Genomic DNA, 18,581 nt, shown 5'->3' on the forward strand with positions numbered 1-18,581 from the left:
GCCCATAATTATTTTCGTTGTATTCTCGCAAGTGATTCCAAAGCGTAACGCTCTTCAGTATAGTGTGTCCGTTAATTGCATTACTGGGAAGTAGAGTGAGTAATACGTTGTTTCGATGGCCGGTACGTGTCTATTTTGAAGACACCGATGCTGGTGGCGTGGTTTACCATGCACGCTACGTTGCCTTTTACGAAAGGGCGCGCACAGAAATGTTGCGCCAACGCAATTTCCACCAGCAGCAATTGCTCAGTGAGCATGTCGCTTTCGCTGTCCGCCGCATGACGGTAGAATACCTGGCACCCGCACGTCTCGATGATATGCTGGAAGTTCAGAGTGAAATTACCGCAATGCGTGGGGCTTCTCTCACGTTTGCTCAACGAATTCTCGACTCACATGGCAATCTTCTGAGTAGTGCAGAAGTATTGATCGCATGTATCGATCCACACCAAATGAAGCCAAGAGCGCTTCCTAAGTCTATTGTCGCGGAGTTTAAGTAGTGGCTGACATGAACATTCTGGATTTATTCCTGCAGGCAAGCCTATTTGTTAAGCTTATCATGCTGGTTCTGATGGGCTTTTCTATTGCTTCATGGGCGATCATCATTCAGCGAACGCGTATTCTGAATGCTGCCACCCGCGATGCGGAAGCCTTCGAAGATAAATTTTGGTCCGGCATTGAGCTGTCTCGCCTGTATCAGGAAAGCCAGGCCCGCCGCGATACGCTTGGCGGCTCCGAGCAGATCTTCCATTCTGGTTTTAAAGAGTTTGCCCGTTTGCACCGCGCAAACAGCCACGCGCCTGAGGCCGTGATTGACGGTGCTTCCCGTGCGATGCGCATCTCAATGAATCGTGAATTAGAAGCGCTGGAAACTCATATTCCATTCCTGGGTACTGTCGGTTCCATCAGCCCGTATATCGGCCTGTTTGGTACAGTATGGGGGATTATGCACGCCTTTATTTCTCTGGGTGCAGTTAAGCAGGCAACATTGCAGATGGTCGCGCCGGGTATTGCTGAAGCATTGATTGCCACGGCAATCGGCCTGTTTGCGGCCATCCCTGCTGTTATGGCTTATAACCGTCTAAATCAGCGCGTGAATAAACTTGAACAAAACTATGACAACTTCATGGAAGAGTTCATTGCTATTCTGCATCGTCAGGCTTTTGCCAGCGCCGATAGCAAATAAGTAGGGGGTTGTATGGCGCGAGTACGTGGTCGTAAACGTCGCGAGCTTAAGTCTGAAATTAACATTGTTCCCTTGCTTGACGTCTTACTGGTGCTATTGCTGATTTTCATGGCGACAGCGCCAATTATCACGCAAAGCGTTGAAGTGGATCTTCCTGATGCGACGGACTCAAAAACCGTCTCGAGCGATGATAATCCACCGGTGATTGTTGAAGTGTCAGGTGTCGGGCAATACTCGTTGGTGATTGATCATCAGCGAATGGAGCAACTGCCTTCAGAACAAGTGGTGGCAGAAGCTCAGGCAAGATTGAAATCGAATCCGAAAACCGTATTCCTGATTGGCGGCGCGAAAGAGGTCCCTTATGATGAAATCATTAAGGCACTGAATATGCTGCATCAGGCTGGCGTGACGTCGGTGGGCTTAATGACTCAACCGATATAAATTTGCGTTGATATTGGCTGGATTGATAGTGAGTCCAGTCAGTAGAGACCCTGTTTTTAGCAGTTCCGTTTTTTAGAAATAGAGCGCGGACATCGAGTGTGGAAATCGAGCGTGGGTAAGGCAACCGAGCAAAATGATAAGCTGAATCGCGCCATTATAGTTTCGGTGGTTCTGCATATCGTATTGATTGCCCTGTTGATTTGGGGCTCTCTGACGCAGACGACTGAAATGGGCGGCGGCGGTGCTGGCGGCGAAGTTATCGACGCCGTCATGGTCGATCCGGGCGCGGTGACAGAACAGTATAACCGTCAGCAACAGCAGCAGACGGATGCTAAACGCGCAGAACAGCAACGCCAGAAGAAAGCCGAGCAACAAGCGGAAGAGTTACAGCAAAAACAGGCCACGGAACAACAGCGCCTGAAAGAATTAGAAAAAGAGCGTCTGCAAGCGCAAGAAGATGCAAAGCAGGCGTCTGAAGAACAGAAAAAACAAGCCGCTGAACAGCAAAAACAGGCCGCTGAGCAGCAGAAAGTTGCTGCTGCCGCTGCTGCAAAAGCGAAAGAAGAACAGAAACAAGCTGAGGCCGCCGCAGCTCAAGCTAAAGCGGAAGCAGACAAAATCGTGAAAGCTCAGGCTGATGCGCAGAAAAAAGCAGAAGCTGAAGCCAAAAAAGAGGCTGCTGTAGCGGCCGCGGCGAAGAAACAAGCCGATGCTGATGCGAAGAAAGCCGCGGAAGCTGCCGAAAAAGCTGCAACCGATGCTGCTGAAAAGAAAGCTGCCGCAGATGCTGAGAAAAAAGCGGCTGCTGACGCTAAAAAAGCCGCCGCAGCTGATGCCAAGAAAAAAGCTGCCGCAGAAGCGGCCGCTGCTGCAACAGACGTAGATGAGCTGTTTGGTGGCTTGGCAAATAATAAGAATGCACCTAAAAGTGGTTCAGGTGCAGGTGCTGCTGCCGCAGGTAAAGGTGGTGGTAAGAAGAGCGGGGCATCAGCGGGGGATATTAGTGGCTATTTGGGCCAGGTAACTGCTGCGATCCAAAGTAAATTTTATGATGCAGATCTTTACAAAGGCCGTACCTGTAATCTGCGAATTAAACTAGCACCAGATGGTCTATTAATTGATGTTAAAGCTGAAGGTGGCGACCCGGCACTGTGTCAGGCTGCTATCGCCGCTGCAAAACTTGCTAAAATACCTAAACCTCCAAGTCAGGATGTTTATGAAGTGTTTAAGAATGTTCCACTTGATTTTAAACCGCAATAAAGTTTGATTGGCAGTGGATAATACTGTTAATCAACCAGTGGATTATGTAGTTTTGTTTGCGTTGGTTTGTTAAAATTCTGCTAATTATCGCGGGCATCCCGCTCGGATAAGGGAGACAAGATGAAGCAGGCATTTCGAGTAGCGCTAGGCTTTTTAGTTTTATGGGCGTCTGTATTACACGCAGAAGTCCGAATTGAGATTACCCAAGGGGTAGACTCTGCGCGCCCAATTGGGGTGGTTCCATTCAAATGGATGGGGCCGGGCACACCACCTGAAGAGATTGGCGCTATTGTTGGCGCGGATTTACGTAACAGTGGTAAGTTTAACCCTATTGACGCAGCTCGCATGCCACAACAGCCTTCCACTGCGGCTGAGGTAACGCCTGCGGCTTGGACTGCATTGGGTATTGATGCCGTGGTTGTTGGTCAGGTTCAGCCAAGTGCCGATGGTAGTTATGTCGTTTCTTACCAGTTAGTCGATACTTCTGGTGCTGCGGGTAGCGTTTTGGCGCAAAACCAGTATAAAGTAACCAAGCAATGGCTACGTTATGCTGCGCATACTGCCAGTGATGAAGTATTTGAAAAACTGACCGGGATTAAAGGTGCTTTCCGCACTCGTATTGCCTATGTCGTGCAAACGAACGGCGGTAAATTCCCACATGAATTGCGGGTTTCTGATTACGATGGCTACAACCAATTTGTCGTTCACCGTTCTCCTGAACCTTTGATGTCACCAGCCTGGTCTCCAGATGGTAGCAAAATTGCTTATGTCACTTTCGAGAGTGGTAAATCAGCACTGGTTATTCAGACGCTGGCAAATGGTGCAATCAGACAAGTGGCTTCATTCCCACGTCATAATGGCGCACCAGCCTTCTCGCCGGACGGCACTAAATTGGCCTTCGCTTTATCTAAAAGCGGCAGCCTGAACTTGTATGTTATGGACTTAGGTTCTGGTCAAATCAGCCAGGTTACCGATGGCCGTAGCAATAACACAGAACCAAGCTGGTTCCCGGATAGCCAAAATCTGGCCTATACCTCGGATCAGGGTGGTCGTCCACAAGTTTATAAAGTGAATATTAATGGCGGTGCGCCGCAGCGAATCACGTGGGAAGGTTCTCAGAACCAGAACGCAGATGTGAGTCCTGATGGTAAGTTCCTGGTATTGGTTAGTTCCAATGGTGGGTCGCAACACATCGCCAAACAGGATCTAGTAACGGGAGCCGTTCAAGTATTAACGGACACGTTCCTGGATGAAACGCCTAGTATCGCGCCTAACGGCACCATGGTTATCTATAGCTCGACACAAGGGCTGGGAGCCGTGTTACAGCTGGTCTCGACTGATGGGCGTTTCAAAGCGCGTCTTCCGGCAACTGATGGACAGGTCAAATTTCCTGCCTGGTCGCCGTATCTGTGATGCATGTGTAAATACGTATGTATGGCAAACTATAAAAGGATCAAAGAGATGCAACTGAACAAAGTGCTAAAAGGGCTAATGTTGGCTTTGCCAGTTCTGGCAATCGCTGCTTGTAGTTCTAACAAAAGCGCAAATAATGACCAATCTGGCATGGGCGCTGGCACTGGTACAGAAAATGGCAGCAACCTGTCTTCCGAAGAGCAAGCGCGTCTTCAGATGCAAGAACTGCAAAAGAACAATATCGTTTACTTCGGTTTCGATAAATACGATATCGGTTCTGACTTCGCTCAAATGCTGGATGCACACGCTGCATTCCTGCGTAGCAACCCATCTTACAAAGTTGTTGTTGAAGGCCATGCGGATGAACGCGGTACGCCAGAATACAACATCGCGTTGGGCGAGCGTCGTGCTAATGCAGTGAAGATGTATCTGCAAGGTAAAGGCGTTTCTGCTGACCAGATCTCTATCGTTTCTTACGGTAAAGAGAAACCAGCAGTATTGGGCCATGACGAAGCAGCGTTCGCTAAAAACCGTCGTGCAGTTCTGGTTTACTAAGAGAATCGCATGAACAGTAACTTCAGACGTCACTTGGTGGGTCTGTCGTTACTGGTTGGCGTAGCGGTCCCATGGGCCGCTACTGCCCAAGCGCCAATCAGTAATGTCGGCTCCGGCTCGGTAGAAGATCGGGTCACTCAACTTGAGCGTATTTCCAACGCTCACAGCCAGCTATTAACTCAACTTCAGCAACAACTGTCTGATTCGCAACGCGATGTTGATAGTTTACGCGGTCAGATCCAAGAAAATCAGTACCAGCTCAATCAAATTGTTGAGCGGCAAAAGCAGATCTACCAGCAGATGGATAGTCTGAGTGGTGGTCAGGGGGCTTCAACAGCAGCTCCCGCGGCTGATGCTGCTGCGTCAGCTAATGCCACGACTGGAAGTTCCGATACTGCTGCGGCAGGTACAGTAGCTACTACAGCGGCTCCTGCGGCAAGTACTGGTGATGAAAACAGCGATTATAATGCTGCCGTTTCCTTGGCTCTTGAGAAAAAGCAATACGATCAAGCGATCACTGCTTTCCAAGGTTTTGTGAAACAGTATCCAAAGTCGACTTATCAGCCTAATGCCAACTACTGGCTAGGGCAGTTGTATTACAACAAAGGTAAGAAAGACGATGCTGCATATTATTATGCTGTTGTAGTAAAAAATTATCCAAAGTCTCCAAAAAGTTCAGAAGCGATGTTTAAAGTTGGGGTGATCATGCAGGATAAAGGCCAAAGCGACAAAGCGAAGGCGGTTTATCAACAAGTGATCAAGCAATATCCTAATACTGATGCTGCTAAACAGGCACAGAAACGTTTATCTGCTCTTTAGCCTTTTTCGAGTCCAGGAATTGGTCATATTGACTAATTTCTGGGCTTTGGCGAGCGAAGAACAAGCAGTTAAACGCTTCAACAGAAATTTAAGTTGCACTGTGAAGAGAAATTAGTAATATATGCCGCCGTTGCCAAGACAACTTGTAAAACGTTAAAGCAGCAGGAAATTATCGTCAGTAGTAGCGGTAATGGGTCGTTAGCTCAGTTGGTAGAGCAGTTGACTTTTAATCGATTGGTTAAAGGTTCGAGCCGAGCGAAGCGAGACAGCAACGCGCAGCGTTGACCCGAAGGGCGAGTCCGCAGGACGAGTCATCCCGCACGATTAGCGTTGAAATGTCACTAAGCAGTAAATGCATAATGGGTCGTTAGCTCAGTTGGTAGAGCAGTTGACTTTTAATCAATTGGTCGCAGGTTCGAATCCCGCACGACCCACCATTATGTAGCAGTACAGTTATCCCGCACGACGAACACCGAATTATCACTAAGCGGTAAATACATAATGGGTCGTTAGCTCAGTTGGTAGAGCAGTTGACTTTTAATCAATTGGTCGCAGGTTCGAATCCCGCACGACCCACCATTATGTAGCAGTACAGTTATCCCGCACGACGAACACCGAATTATCACTAAGCAGTAAATATATAATGGGTCGTTAGCTCAGTTGGTAGAGCAGTTGACTTTTAATCAATTGGTCGCAGGTTCGAATCCCGCACGACCCACCATTATGTAGCAGTACAGTTATCCCGCACGACGAACACCGAATTATCACTAAGCAGTAAATATATAATGGGTCGTTAGCTCAGTTGGTAGAGCAGTTGACTTTTAATCAATTGGTCGCAGGTTCGAATCCCGCACGACCCACCATTATGTTCATGTCCCTCGATATTCCCTATATTCATATTCTTCCTAAGCTTCCAATGTCTATTTTTACGCCCAACACCCCAACATCACCCCTATAATCTTCCTACAGCTCTTCAATCACTCCAATTTTCATCTCATTTTTAACTCTATTAAACATTTTTGCCATTATTAGACAATATTGGGCGACTTTTCGCTAAATATTGGTTATTTTGTTTAGGATAAAAAACAAACCAATTCTACTGGCAGTCAGCAATGATTGGTGGCGTCGGAATGATTGGCAACAGAGATGTGAGCGATGAGCGAAATTTTTGATGTGAATGCGGCTATTTACCCTTTCCCTCCACGGCCAGTCCCTCTGGATGCGGATGAAAAAGCCTTTTACCGTGAGAAAATCAAAACACTGCTGAAGCAACGCGATGCCGTGTTAGTCGCTCACTATTATACTGATCCCGAAATCCAGGCATTGGCTGAAGAGACCGGTGGCTGCGTCGCCGACTCCCTCGAGATGGCACGATTTGGCAATACCCATCCGGCTTCGACCTTACTGGTCGCTGGGGTGCGCTTTATGGGAGAGACCGCCAAAATTCTCAATCCAGAGAAGCAAGTATTGATGCCCACCCTGAATGCGGAGTGCTCGCTGGATTTAGGCTGCCCGATTGATGAATTTGCCGCCTTCTGTGATAGCCACCCGGACCGGACCGTGGTGGTCTACGCCAATACCTCGGCAGCAGTCAAAGCTAGAGCGGACTGGGTGGTGACCTCCAGTATTGCTGTTGAGTTAATCGAGCATCTCGATAGCTTGGGCGAGAAAATTATCTGGGCACCTGACCGCCATTTAGGCAACTATGTGCAGAAGAAGAGCGGCGCAGATATCTTATGCTGGCAGGGCGCCTGTATCGTCCATGACGAGTTTAAAACCCAGGCACTGGCCCGCATGAAAGCACTACACCCTGACGCGGCGGTGTTGGTCCATCCGGAGTCTCCTCAGTCGATCGTCGATATGGCTGATGCTGTCGGTTCAACCAGCCAACTGATTCAGGCGGCAAAAACCTTGCCGCAGCAGAAATTGATCGTTGCCACGGATCGTGGCATTTTTTACAAGATGCAGCAGGCTTGCCCGGATAAAGAGTTATTTGAAGCACCGACAGCAGGCGAAGGCGCGGCATGCCGAACATGCGCCCATTGTCCGTGGATGGCGATGAATGGCCTCAGAGCCATTGCTGAAGGGCTGGAGCAGGGCGGGGCGATGCATGAGATACATGTTGATGAAGAGTTGCGTCAGCAGGCGCTGATACCGCTAAATCGCATGTTAGATTTTGCCAACCAGTTGAAGTTGCAAGTCAAAGGCAATGCTTAAGTTGTGAATTCGATTAAATGGCCTTAACACTTAAATGATTAATACCCGCAGAATGTGGCGTTGCAGGTAGGCGGCAAGCAATAGAATCCCGAAGAGCTTACATCAGTAAGTGATTCGGGTGAAGGCGCGTAGCCAACAACCCCGCAACTTCAAATACGAAGGGTGACAGTTAAAAGGACGCCAAATGGATTTCTTTAGTACAGGCAATATATTGGTGCATATCCCGCTGGGTGCGGGCGGTTATGACCTTTCATGGATAGAGGCGATTGGTACGCTGTTTGGGCTGCTGTGCATCTGGTTTGCCAGCAAAGAGAAGATCATCAACTATCTGTTTGGTTTGATTAACGTGACACTGTTCGCGGTAATTTTCTTCCAGATTCAGCTCTATGCCAGCTTGTTATTACAGCTGTTCTTCTTCGTCGCCAATATTTACGGCTGGTATGCCTGGAGTAAACAAACGCCAGATAATCAGGCTGAGTTGAAGATTCGCTGGTTATCTTTGCCCAAAGCATTGGGTTGGGCGGTGGTTTGCATTGCTGGTATCACCTTGATGACACTGCATATTGATACCGTATTTGCCTGGTTGACTCGCGTGGCAGTGACGGTGATGCAGAGTTTGGGTGCGAATGTGCAAATGCCAGAGTTGCAGCCTGATGCCTTCCCATTCTGGGACTCCACCATGATGGTGTTGTCCATTGTGGCGATGATCCTAATGACCCGCAAATATGTTGAAAACTGGTTGATTTGGGTAGTAATTGATGTAATCAGTGTCGCGATTTTTGCCTATCAAGGGGTGTACGCTATGGCGCTGGAGTACGTCTTACTGACGCTGATTGCCCTGAACGGTTCGTGGTTGTGGATAAAGAGTGCGGCGCGAAATCATTCACGCCCGCTGTCGGTCCAAGGTGAGTGATTATTCAGTTCAATAGCTTTGTTGAGTAGCATAAATCAGGCCGTAGGTATCCCCGAGTGGGATCTGCGGCCTGACTGTTTGCATCAGTGATGATGGTGGTGGTGACTACCCGCCGGAGCCGCCTGATTAATTGAGCAATCGGGTGTTTCGCAGCCCTGATACTCCATTTGAATGGTGGCATGACCAATATTGTAGTGATGCAATAAATGGTGCTGAATACGTTGCAGCAATTCATCATTATCCCTTGGGGGGATCACCTGCACATGCAGTGTCATAAGTCGCTGGTCACCGACTTGCCATAGATGAACGTGATGAACATCTCTCACTTCATATATGTCGGAGCATAAGCCCTTGCGCAGTTTGGCGATATCAATCTCCTGCGGCGCGCCTTCCAGTAATTCATGGAAACTCTCTTTCAGCAGCCGCCAGGCGCTACGCAACACTAACGCGGATACCAGCACTGACAAAATAGGGTCGATTGGCGTCCAACCGGTGGTCAGAATCACGATGGCGGCGATGATCGCCCCAACTGAGCCTAATAAATCCCCCAACACATGTAAGGCCGCAGCGCGCACATTGATATTTTTCTCTTCCTCGCCGCGATGAAGTATCCAAAAGCAGAAGATATTCGCCAATAGCCCCGCAATGGCGATGATTAACATCGGCACACCCATGACTTCATGGGGGGAGACGAAGCGTTGGACTGCCTCCCAGACAATCAACACGACGATCAAGACTAATGCTGCGGCATTCACGAAAGCGGCCAAAGTGGTGAGCCGCAAATAACCAAAGGTGTGGCGGGAATCAGGTTTTCGCTGTGAAAAGTGTACGGCCATCAACGCGATGAATAATGCGGCAGAGTCAGTCAGCATGTGTCCCGCATCGGCTAATAGCGCCAGCGATCCGGATAGCCAGCCACCAATGGCTTCGACAACCATAAACAGGGTAGTGATTGCGAAGGCGACCAGCAGGCGTTTACTGTTGCTGTCTTGCGGGAAAAGTGAGGATGTAGCCATGTTTATCCTTTGACCATGAAATATGTGCTCATAACCGTTTATTTATGTTAACTCTGGTAGAAATTGATTCAAGCAGTGAATTAACTGCACTGATAAAAATTGCTGTTGAGTATAGGTCTTAGCAGAGAGTTTGGCTTACTGGCTTTAACTAAGGTTAATCCGTGCTCAACACCCAATGCGACAAAGTAGATTTACAGCGTTCAATTCACCAGCTAAATTGGTTCAACTATATTGGTACAGATAGACGTTGTGCGATGATCGTCACAAGACTTAATGGAAGAGCTATGAATTACCTGAATGATGACCTACGGATTAATGAAATTAAGGAACTCCTGCCGCCTGTTGCCCTGTTAGAGAAGTTTCCTGCCAGCAAAAATGCAGCAGAAACCGTATCCAAGACCCGCACAGCGATTCACAATATTTTGCGCGCGAATGATGACCGTCTCCTGGTGGTGATCGGCCCATGCTCGATTCATGATACTCAAGCGGCAAAAGAGTATGCGACCCGTTTGCTGGCACTGCGCGAAGAGCTGGAAGGTGAGCTTGAAGTGGTGATGCGAGTCTACTTTGAAAAACCGCGTACCACCGTGGGATGGAAAGGTCTGATTAACGATCCGCATATGGATGGTAGCTACGACATCAATGACGGTTTACGTATCGCACGTAAGTTGCTGTTAGATATTAACGAGAGTGGCCTACCGGCTGCGGGTGAGTTTTTGGATATGATCACCCCGCAATATCTGGCTGACCTGATGAGCTGGGGTGCTATTGGTGCCCGTACCACTGAATCTCAGGTTCACCGCGAGCTGGCTTCTGGCCTCTCTTGTCCGGTTGGATTTAAAAATGGCACAGATGGCACGATTAAAGTCGCCATCGATGCAATTAATGCTGCTAGTGCGCCACATTGCTTCCTGTCTGTGACCAAATGGGGCCATTCAGCGATTGTTAATACAGCCGGTAACGACGATTGCCATATCATTCTGCGTGGCGGCAAAGAGCCAAACTACAGCAGCGCACATGTTGCAGCGGTTAAAGAAGGGCTGAGTAAAGCGGGTCTTGAACCGCAGATCATGATTGATTTCAGCCATGCTAACAGCAGCAAGCAGTTCAAAAAGCAGATGGAAGTCGGCACTGATGTTTGCCGCCAGATAGCTCAGGGTGAGAAATCCATTATGGGCGTGATGATTGAAAGCCATCTGGTGGAAGGTAATCAGAATTTGGAAAGTGGCGAGCCACTGACTTACGGCAAAAGTGTCACCGATGCCTGTATTGGTTGGGAAGATACGGAAGTGTTACTACGCCAGTTAGCTAGCGCAGTGAAGGCTCGCCGTCAGTAAGCGCTGTTCGCATCCAAACTGCCTGCGCAGATAATTAGACAGGCAAATAAAAACCCCCGCCATCGATGATGAACGGGGGTTTTTTAATGGTGCTAATCAGGGTTGATTATTTTGCTTTACCCTGATTGGCAACCGCAGCGGCTTTAGCCGCGATCTCTTCAGCATTGCCCAGATAGTAGTGTTTGATTGGTTTGAAGTTTTCATCAAACTCATACACCAATGGCACGCCAGTTGGGATGTTCAGTTCAAGAATCTCTTCTTCGTTCAGATCATCCAGATATTTTACCAAGGCACGCAGTGAGTTACCGTGGGCCGCGATGATTACGCGCTCGCCGCTGGCAATACGTGGTTTGATCACTTCTTCCCAGTAAGGGATAACACGATCGATGGTCAGCGCCAGGCTTTCAGTGGTTGGCAGCTCAGCATCGGTTAATTTTGCATAACGTGGGTCATGGCCTGGGAAGCGCTCATCACTTTTGTCCAGTGCTGGAGGGGTGATAGCAAAGCCGCGACGCCACAGTTTAACTTGGTCATCACCGTATTTAGCCGCCGTTTCTGATTTATCCAAACCTTGCAGCGCACCATAATGACGCTCATTCAGCTTCCAGGTTTTTTCAGTTGGCAACCAAGCTTGATCCAACTCATCCAGAATGCTCCACAGAGTGTGGATAGCGCGTTTAAGCACTGAGGTGTAAGCGAAATCAAAAGTGAAGCCTTCGTCTTTTAACAGCTTGCCCGCTGCTTTTGCTTCAGTACGGCCTTTCTCAGATAAATCAACGTCATACCAACCGGTGAAGCGGTTTTCGTTGTTCCACTGACTTTCGCCGTGACGTACCAGAACCAGCTTTGTTACTGCCATAGTTCGAACTCCTCAAATGATTCAATGATAACTATTATCATTATATTGCCGGATTGCCGCTAACAGCAATCGTTTGTGTTTAACCATAACCAATTTTTTGCGTTTACGTAAGGGCTCGAGTTGAATCGATTCCGCGAAATACCCTTCGTCCTTGGGGCCACAGGGTTGTTGGCTACATTCACTTACCCGAATCACTGACTTGAGTCAGCTCATCGGGATGCGCTCACTTGCCGCCTACCTGTCACGCCAATGACTTTGGGTATTCTTTATCCTTGGGGCCACAGGGTTGTTGGCTACATTCACTTACCCGAATCACTGACTTGAGTCAGCTCATCGGGATGCGCTCACTTGCCGCCTACCTGTGACGCCAATGACTTTGGGTATTCTTTATCCTTGGGGCCACAGGGTTGTTGGCTACATTCACTTACCCGAATCACTGACTTGAGTCAGCTCATCGGGATGCGCTCACTTGCCGCCTACCTGTGACGCCAATGACTTTGGGTATTCTTTATCCTTGGGGCCACAGGGTTGTTGGCTACATTCACTTACCCAAATCACCGACTTGAGTCAGCTCATCGGGATGCGCTCACTTGCCGCCTACCTGTGACGCCAAGAGTTTTAGGTGTAGTGAGTGTTATCCGAGGAGTTAGACCGCTTTTTTCAGGCACGTGCTCATAAAGGTTTTGCGCTCATCGCCTTTTAACGCTTTGGTTGCGGCTTCGGCATTGCAGCTTTTCATTTTTTGTTGCTGCGGCGTCAATGCTTTTTCAGCCGGTGTGGGTTGGGCTTTCAGACATTGGCTCATGAACGTTTTGCGCTCATCCCCTTTTAGCGATTTTGTGGCTGCCTGCTTATTACAATCGGTCATTTTTTGCTGTTGCGCGGCTTGAGCGGGTGAGGGGGTTTTTGCCGTATCTGCTGCCATCACATTGGCACTCAACAACAAGCCGGCTGAGATCAACCATAAGGTAGTTAGACGCATATCAGTTCCCTTTATTTAAGTACTGGTTATTTAAGCTATTTTGGCGTCTGAAAGGGCAGGTAACAGCGGGATACGGCCGCCTGACAGATGCCATTAAGCGTAGTCGGCGGCCGCATATAAAAAAAGTTACAAGGCGATAAATTGATAAACGGTGGTGGCGCGATAGGTTTTCCCCGGTTTTAACCAGCAATCAGGTTGCGGCCATTCGGGGTGGTTCGGGCTATCTGGCAGAAATTCACTTTCCAATGCAACACCGGTGTAGCTGGCATAGGTTCCGCCATTTCGTGACGGCGTGCCGCCAAGGAAATTGCCGCTATACAGCTGTAACGCCGGAGCCGTGGTATAGACACTCATTTGTACGCGATTATCAGATGACCACAAATGTGCCGCCGGGCTTTCTGTGGCACCACAGGTACGGTGCAACAGGTAAGCATGGTCATACCCTTTCACTCGCTGCTGACAGCGATCTTGCAGGAAGTCGCGCGCGAGCGTTTTCGGTTGACGGAAATCCATGCCGGTTTTCTCAACATTCGCCAACCCGCCTGTTGGGATGCCATCACTGTCGACCGGTAAGTAGCGGTCCGCAAACAGCTGTAGACGGTGCGCCCGAACATCACGCCCTTCGCCATCAAGGTTGAAGTAGGCATGATTGGTCAGATTCACTGGGCAAGTTTTATCCACCTGCGCCTGATAGTGAATCTCTAATCGGTTATCTTCGGTTAGTAAATACTTCACTTCAGCGGCCAGATTGCCGGGGAAGCCCTGATCACCATCAGGCGAATGCAGTTGGTAGATGACCTGCTTCTCGTCCTGCTTAACCTTCTGCCAGCGACGGGCATGGAACCCCTCTGGGCCACCATGGAGCTGGTTAGGGCCTTGGTTTGGTATCAGTTGGAGAGTTTCACCCTCCACCGTGATTTGGGCGTTAGCAATGCGATTCGCGTAGCGGCCAACCGTGGCGCCGAGGTACGCCGCCTGATGCAAGTAGTCAGCCGGCGTTTGGCACCCCAGCAACAGTTCGCGTTTTTCGCCCTCTTTCAGCGGCAGTATTGCAGACAGCCAAGTAGCACCCCAGTCCATCAGCGTCACGCTCATGCCTGATTTATTGCGCAATTCGGTCATTTCAAAGGGGTGACCATCCGGTGCTAACTGGTCAACACTGCTTGGCGGTGCAGCGTCGTTTTTCAGCATAAACCCGCTCCTTGTGAAGCCTGACATACGTAGAAGGTCTCTGTCCTGCCGCCGCTATGTGCCGGATACTCGCGCGCGACGGTAGCTCGAACTTGCTCGACCAGCGACGTTGGCATCAGCGCAACAATACAGCCGCCAAAACCACCGCCAGTCATACGAACACCACCTTGCTCCCCAATCACCGATTTAACAATATCCACCAGGCTATCGATCGGCGGAACTGTGATCTCGAAATCATCACGCATCGAAATATGAGACTCCTGCATCAATTGCCCCATCAATTTCAAATCACCGGAGGCCAGTGCATCAGCAGCGGCCAGCGTGCGCTCATTTTCCGTAATCACATGGCGAGCGCGTTTAGCGACGACCGGGTCTAGCTCATCCTGAATGGAGAAGAATAGATTAGGATCGACGTCGCGCAGCGCTTTGACGCCAAAGAAGCGGGCAGCGGTTTCACATTGCTGACGGCGGGTGTTGTATTCGCTGTCCACCAGGCCCCGTTTCACATTGGAGTTAATAATCACCACCGCAACATTGGCGGGCATCGGCACCGCACGGGTTTCCAGGGTGCGGCAATCAATCAACAACGCGTGATCTTGCTGACCCAGTGCGGAAATCAGCTGATCCATGATGCCGCAGTTACAGCCGACAAACTGGTTTTCAGCTTCTTGCCCATTCAGTGCCAGCTCCACGCCACTCAGTGGTAACTGGTAGAGGGATTGCAGCGCCTGACCGACCGCCACTTCCAATGATGCCGATGAGCTGAGACCCGCTCCCTGCGGTACATTGCCACTGATCACCAAATCTGCGCCACCAAAATCGGCTGAGCGTAGTTGTAAATGTTTCACCACGCCGCGCACGTAATCTGCCCAGCGGTATTCAGGGTGTGGCACTATTGGGGCATCAAGGGAGAAAATGTCTTGTTGATTGTCATAATCAGCGGCAATCACCCGAATTTGGCGGTCATCGCGCTTACCACAGCTGATCACCGTTTCATAATCAATGGCGCAGGGCAGCACAAAACCGTCGTTATAATCGGTATGTTCGCCAATGAGATTGACGCGGCCCGGCGCTTTAATGGTGATATCAGCGTCGCGGTTAAACTGTTGGCGGAAAATAGCCTGGGTATGCTGTTTTAAACTCATTATTTGACTCCGCCTTCTCGATAATGAACATCACTGACTGCTCGCAGGTGTTCAGCCGCCTGCTCTGCTGTAAGGTCACGCTGGGTCTCGGCCAGCATTTCATAACCCACCATAAATTTACGTACCGACGCCGAGCGCAGTAGTGGCGGGTAGAAGTGAGCATGTAACTGCCAGTGCGCGTTGTTGTTGCTGTTATCAGTGTTATTGCAATTATCAGTGCCACTAATGTTATAGGGTGCGCCGTGCCATCCCATCGAGTACGGGAAGGAGCACGAGAATAAGTTGTCATAGCGGCTGGTCAGTTTTTTCAGCGCGATAGCCAGATCGGCGCGCTGTGCTGCTGAGATATCTTCTAAGCGCAATATCTGTGTTTTTGGCAGCAGCAAAGTTTCAAATGGCCACGCCGCCCAGTAAGGCACTACAGCTAACCAGTGCTCGGTTTCCACCACTGTTCTGCTGCCGTCACGGCGCTCACGTTCGGCATAATCGAGTAGCATGGGCGATTGATGTTGCTGAAAATAGTCCCGCTGTAGGCGATCTTCCCGCGTGGCTTCATTTGGCAAAAAACTATTAGCCCAAATTTGCCCATGGGGATGCGGATTGGAGCAGCCCATCGCCGCACCTTTATTCTCAAACACTTGAACCCACGGGTAAATTTTACCCAACTCGGCACTCTGCTGTTGCCACGTCTGAATCACATCTTCCAGTGCAGGTAGGGTCAGCTGTGGCAAGGTTTTACTGTGATCCGGCGAGAAGCAGATAACGCGGCTGGTGCCACGGGCACTTTGGCTGCGCATCAGCGGATCTTCGCTCTGCGGCGCATCGGGGGTATCGGGCATCAACGCAGCAAAGTCATTGGTAAACACATAGGTGGAGGCGTAGTCAGGATTGACATCGCCTGTCACCCGAGTATTGCCAGGGCATAAGAAACAGTCAGGATCGTGCGCCGGTAAGCTCTCTGTCGCCGGTGCTTCTTGCTGGCCTTGCCATGGGCGTTTGGCCCGATGGGGCGAGACCAGTACCCACTGATCGCTCAGTGGGTTATATCTGCGATGTGGATGGTCCACAGGGTTAAAGTCAGTCATAACAATACCTTAATCGGGGTAGCCCTGCGGATTGTTGGATTGCCAGCGCCAGGTATCGGCCGCCATTTCATCAAGTGAGCGACAGGTGCGCCAGCCCAGTTGTTCTGCTGCTTTGGTCGAATCGGCCCAGTAGGCGGGCAAATCGCCCTCGCGACGTGGGGCAAAATGGTAGGCCAGTGGCTTGCCACAAGCTTTGGTGAACGCCTCGACCACTTGTAGAACACTGCTGCCGACCCCAGCACCCAGATTGAAAATATGAACCCCGGGGTGATTGTGCAGTTTTTTCATCGCCGCCACATGACCATCGGCTAAATCGACCACATGAATGTAATCACGTACCCCTGTGCCATCAGGGGTTGGATAGTCATTACCGAATATTGCCAGTGACTCACGGCGACCCACGGCAACCTGCGCAATAAATGGCATCAGGTTGTTTGGAATGCCCTGCGGGTCTTCACCCATCAGCCCTGATGGATGTGCACCGACCGGGTTGAAATAGCGCAGAATCGTCATATTCCATTGCGGATCAGCCAGTTGTAGATCTTGCAAAATTTGCTCAACCATCAATTTGCTGTGGCCATAGGGGCTGGACGGTGAGCCTGTTGGGAAGCTTTCGACATAAGGAATTTTGGGCTGATCGCCATAAACCGTGGCGGATGAGCTGAAGATAAAGTTTTTGACCTGCGCGGCGCGCATGGCTTCCAGTAACACTAAGGTGCCATAGACATTATTATTGTAATATTCCAATGGCTTAGTGACCGATTCACCCACGGCTTTCAGACCGGCAAAATGAATGACGGCATGAATAGGATGAGCCGCAAAGATTTTGTCGAGCAGTGCGCGATCACGGACGTCACCCTGATACAGTTCAGGTGTGTAGCCGGTCAGGCTATTTATCCGAGCTAATACGCTGGATTTGCTGTTGCAAAGGTTATCGAGGATGACTGGTTTATAACCCGCCTCAATCAATTGCACACAGGTATGGCTACCGATGTAACCGCTACCACCTGTTACCAGAACGTACATAAAAGACTCCTCGAATGACTTTGGTCTAAGAAAGATAGCACGGGATTACCAGCAAAAAGGTGATCTGCGCTCGATAATGGAATCGTTTACACTCAATTTTATCCAAGCTTATTCTCTGTCGGAGCATAAATACAGCGGAATGAACAAGGATAGGCAAAAAATCACAAAAATCTCGGTCGTGACAATGATAACTGAAGTGGTAGCGTTCCCATCCATCAATTCAGCAGGAATGTCCTGCCGGTGATGTCATGACCCGATGCGGCGGTGAAAGCCCGTATCGGGTCAGTAGAAACCCGGCCAATAAAGGTTAGTGCGGCAAATAAAGCGGATAGGTGAAGAAGAGTAAATGCAGTAAATTCAACGCGAAATGAAATGCTACCGCCACCCATAAACGACCACTCCACAGCCATGCCAGGCCGTAAATCAGTCCCGCCAATGCAGCGAAAATCATCAATAGTGGGCCGCCAGCAAAATGCGCCGCACCAAAGATCAGGGCAGTGATGATCAGTGCCGGATAGCTCCCCAACCACTGAGTTAAACGTTGCTGCAAATAGCCACGGAACAGCGCTTCTTCAGCCAAACAAACAAAAAAGAGATTGGCAACAACAAAGGAGCCAATCCAGGCTGGGGTGTGCATTTCAATCTTCAGCCCACCCAAGGCGACAGCCAGCAGTAGCAGTGCGGGCATGCTGACAATCAATCCAATCCAGCCCATTCGGCTCATTGATGGATGACTTTTAGCAACAAACAGGGTGGGCAGACAAGCCAGCAAGATAAAGGGGATCACGGCTTTATCAAGGTTGTAGTACATAGTGAAAGGTGTGCTGAGTGGCCCCACGATCACTTTATCCAGTACTTTCAGATTGTTAAAACCGGGTACCAAATGCAGAAAGAGCGCGATGGAGGCCAATACCAGCACCGTTTCCAGCCCGACAGCCAGCCATTTCTGCGCACGGTATTTATTCAGCAGTAGCGCAACAATCACTGTTAGTAACAAGAATGCCGCTGAAGGCAGTGTCAGGACACCGTGATAAAAGGCAATCGCCAGTGAAGAGGCCAAGAGGAACAGGGCAAGTACCCGGTTAACAGATAAAAAAAGCAGCGAAGCCGCAAGGATACCCCACATAAATAATCCCTTA

Annotated in this window: 18 protein-coding genes, 4 tRNA genes and 1 other RNA gene; 15 read left to right on the forward strand and 8 right to left on the reverse strand. The window is 49.7% G+C overall.

Annotated features, from left to right (window positions below):
- Window positions 1–95: 95 nt before the first annotated feature.
- The 14 genes from ybgC (at window position 96) to pnuC (ending at window position 8,801) form a co-directional block, all read left to right on the forward strand.
- On the forward strand, window positions 96–497 hold the full coding sequence (gene ybgC, locus ACZ76_RS15290; RefSeq protein WP_005165498.1) for a tol-pal system-associated acyl-CoA thioesterase: 402 nt from the start codon (window positions 96–98) through the stop codon (window positions 495–497).
- A complete protein-coding gene (tolQ, locus tag ACZ76_RS15295) occupies window positions 497–1,183 on the forward strand; it encodes a Tol-Pal system protein TolQ (RefSeq protein ID WP_004715787.1) in 687 nt (228 codons plus the stop codon). The genes ybgC and tolQ overlap by 1 nt, the downstream gene beginning before the upstream one ends.
- Before the next feature lie 12 nt (window positions 1,184–1,195).
- Complete coding sequence (gene tolR, locus ACZ76_RS15300) at window positions 1,196–1,624, forward strand: colicin uptake protein TolR (RefSeq protein WP_004393306.1); 429 nt, start codon at window positions 1,196–1,198, stop codon at window positions 1,622–1,624.
- Window positions 1,625–1,735: 111 nt separating this feature from the next.
- Window positions 1,736–2,884 carry a cell envelope integrity protein TolA gene (gene tolA / locus ACZ76_RS15305; protein ID WP_048619695.1) on the forward strand — a complete coding sequence of 383 codons (1,149 nt, stop codon included), beginning with the start codon at window positions 1,736–1,738 and terminating at the stop codon, window positions 2,882–2,884.
- A gap of 120 nt (window positions 2,885–3,004) precedes the next feature.
- A complete protein-coding gene (gene tolB / locus ACZ76_RS15310) occupies window positions 3,005–4,297 on the forward strand; it encodes a Tol-Pal system beta propeller repeat protein TolB (protein ID WP_048619696.1) in 1,293 nt (430 codons plus the stop codon).
- Window positions 4,298–4,345: 48 nt separating this feature from the next.
- Window positions 4,346–4,852 (forward strand): peptidoglycan-associated lipoprotein Pal, encoded by a 507-nt coding sequence (pal, locus tag ACZ76_RS15315; RefSeq protein ID WP_004393299.1) that lies wholly within the window; start codon window positions 4,346–4,348, stop codon window positions 4,850–4,852.
- Between the two features lie 9 nt (window positions 4,853–4,861).
- The gene (gene cpoB, locus ACZ76_RS15320) at window positions 4,862–5,671 is read left to right on the forward strand and encodes a cell division protein CpoB (protein WP_048619697.1); all 810 of its coding nucleotides are present in this window, start codon (window positions 4,862–4,864) and stop codon (window positions 5,669–5,671) included.
- Window positions 5,672–5,870: 199 nt separating this feature from the next.
- Window positions 5,871–6,002: non-coding RNA, RtT sRNA (locus ACZ76_RS18585), on the forward strand.
- Window positions 6,003–6,032: 30 nt separating this feature from the next.
- Window positions 6,033–6,108: transfer RNA gene (locus ACZ76_RS15325), tRNA-Lys, on the forward strand.
- A gap of 66 nt (window positions 6,109–6,174) precedes the next feature.
- Window positions 6,175–6,250: transfer RNA gene (locus ACZ76_RS15330), tRNA-Lys, on the forward strand.
- Window positions 6,251–6,316: 66 nt separating this feature from the next.
- A tRNA-Lys gene (locus ACZ76_RS15335) sits at window positions 6,317–6,392 on the forward strand.
- Window positions 6,393–6,458: 66 nt separating this feature from the next.
- Window positions 6,459–6,534 (forward strand) — tRNA-Lys (locus ACZ76_RS15340).
- A gap of 292 nt (window positions 6,535–6,826) precedes the next feature.
- Complete coding sequence (gene nadA, locus ACZ76_RS15345) at window positions 6,827–7,888, forward strand: quinolinate synthase NadA (protein WP_048619698.1); 1,062 nt, start codon at window positions 6,827–6,829, stop codon at window positions 7,886–7,888.
- A gap of 184 nt (window positions 7,889–8,072) precedes the next feature.
- Window positions 8,073–8,801: a nicotinamide riboside transporter PnuC gene (pnuC, locus tag ACZ76_RS15350; protein ID WP_048619699.1), complete on the forward strand. Its 729-nt coding sequence runs from the start codon at window positions 8,073–8,075 to the stop codon at window positions 8,799–8,801.
- Between the two features lie 83 nt (window positions 8,802–8,884).
- Here pnuC and zitB read toward each other — a convergent pair whose 3' ends face one another.
- Window positions 8,885–9,817, reverse strand: coding sequence for a CDF family zinc transporter ZitB (gene zitB, locus ACZ76_RS15355; protein WP_048619700.1), 933 nt, complete (start codon window positions 9,815–9,817; stop codon window positions 8,885–8,887).
- Window positions 9,818–10,101: 284 nt separating this feature from the next.
- Between zitB and aroG the strand changes: the two genes are divergently transcribed.
- Window positions 10,102–11,154, forward strand: a complete 1,053-nt coding sequence (gene aroG, locus ACZ76_RS15360; protein WP_048619701.1) for a 3-deoxy-7-phosphoheptulonate synthase AroG — start codon at window positions 10,102–10,104, stop codon at window positions 11,152–11,154.
- Between the two features lie 106 nt (window positions 11,155–11,260).
- On the opposite strand, the gene gpmA is transcribed toward aroG, so the two are convergent.
- The 7 genes from gpmA to ACZ76_RS15395 all read right to left on the reverse strand — a co-directional run bounded on the left by gpmA (window position 11,261) and on the right by ACZ76_RS15395 (window position 18,568).
- Complete coding sequence (gpmA, locus tag ACZ76_RS15365) at window positions 11,261–12,013, reverse strand: 2,3-diphosphoglycerate-dependent phosphoglycerate mutase (protein WP_048619702.1); 753 nt, start codon at window positions 12,011–12,013, stop codon at window positions 11,261–11,263.
- A 646-nt stretch (window positions 12,014–12,659) separates the two neighbouring features.
- Complete coding sequence (locus ACZ76_RS15370; RefSeq protein ID WP_048619703.1) at window positions 12,660–12,995, reverse strand: PsiF family protein; 336 nt, start codon at window positions 12,993–12,995, stop codon at window positions 12,660–12,662.
- A 126-nt stretch (window positions 12,996–13,121) separates the two neighbouring features.
- Window positions 13,122–14,186, reverse strand: coding sequence for a galactose-1-epimerase (gene galM / locus ACZ76_RS15375; RefSeq protein WP_048619704.1), 1,065 nt, complete (start codon window positions 14,184–14,186; stop codon window positions 13,122–13,124).
- Window positions 14,180–15,331, reverse strand: a complete 1,152-nt coding sequence (galK, locus tag ACZ76_RS15380; protein ID WP_048619705.1) for a galactokinase — start codon at window positions 15,329–15,331, stop codon at window positions 14,180–14,182. The genes galM and galK overlap by 7 nt, the downstream gene beginning before the upstream one ends.
- On the reverse strand, window positions 15,331–16,416 hold the full coding sequence (gene galT, locus ACZ76_RS15385; RefSeq protein WP_048619706.1) for a galactose-1-phosphate uridylyltransferase: 1,086 nt from the start codon (window positions 16,414–16,416) through the stop codon (window positions 15,331–15,333). Before galT ends, galK begins: the two co-directional genes overlap by 1 nt.
- A 9-nt stretch (window positions 16,417–16,425) precedes the next feature.
- Window positions 16,426–17,442, reverse strand: coding sequence for a UDP-glucose 4-epimerase GalE (galE, locus tag ACZ76_RS15390; protein ID WP_048619707.1), 1,017 nt, complete (start codon window positions 17,440–17,442; stop codon window positions 16,426–16,428).
- 307 nt (window positions 17,443–17,749) lie between these two features.
- A complete protein-coding gene (locus tag ACZ76_RS15395; RefSeq protein WP_048619708.1) occupies window positions 17,750–18,568 on the reverse strand; it encodes a CPBP family intramembrane glutamic endopeptidase in 819 nt (272 codons plus the stop codon).
- Window positions 18,569–18,581 lie beyond the last annotated feature (13 nt).

Origin of the sequence: Yersinia aleksiciae (assembly GCF_001047675.1) — a bacterium.
In the GTDB taxonomy this organism is placed as follows: Bacteria; Pseudomonadota; Gammaproteobacteria; order Enterobacterales; family Enterobacteriaceae; genus Yersinia; species Yersinia aleksiciae.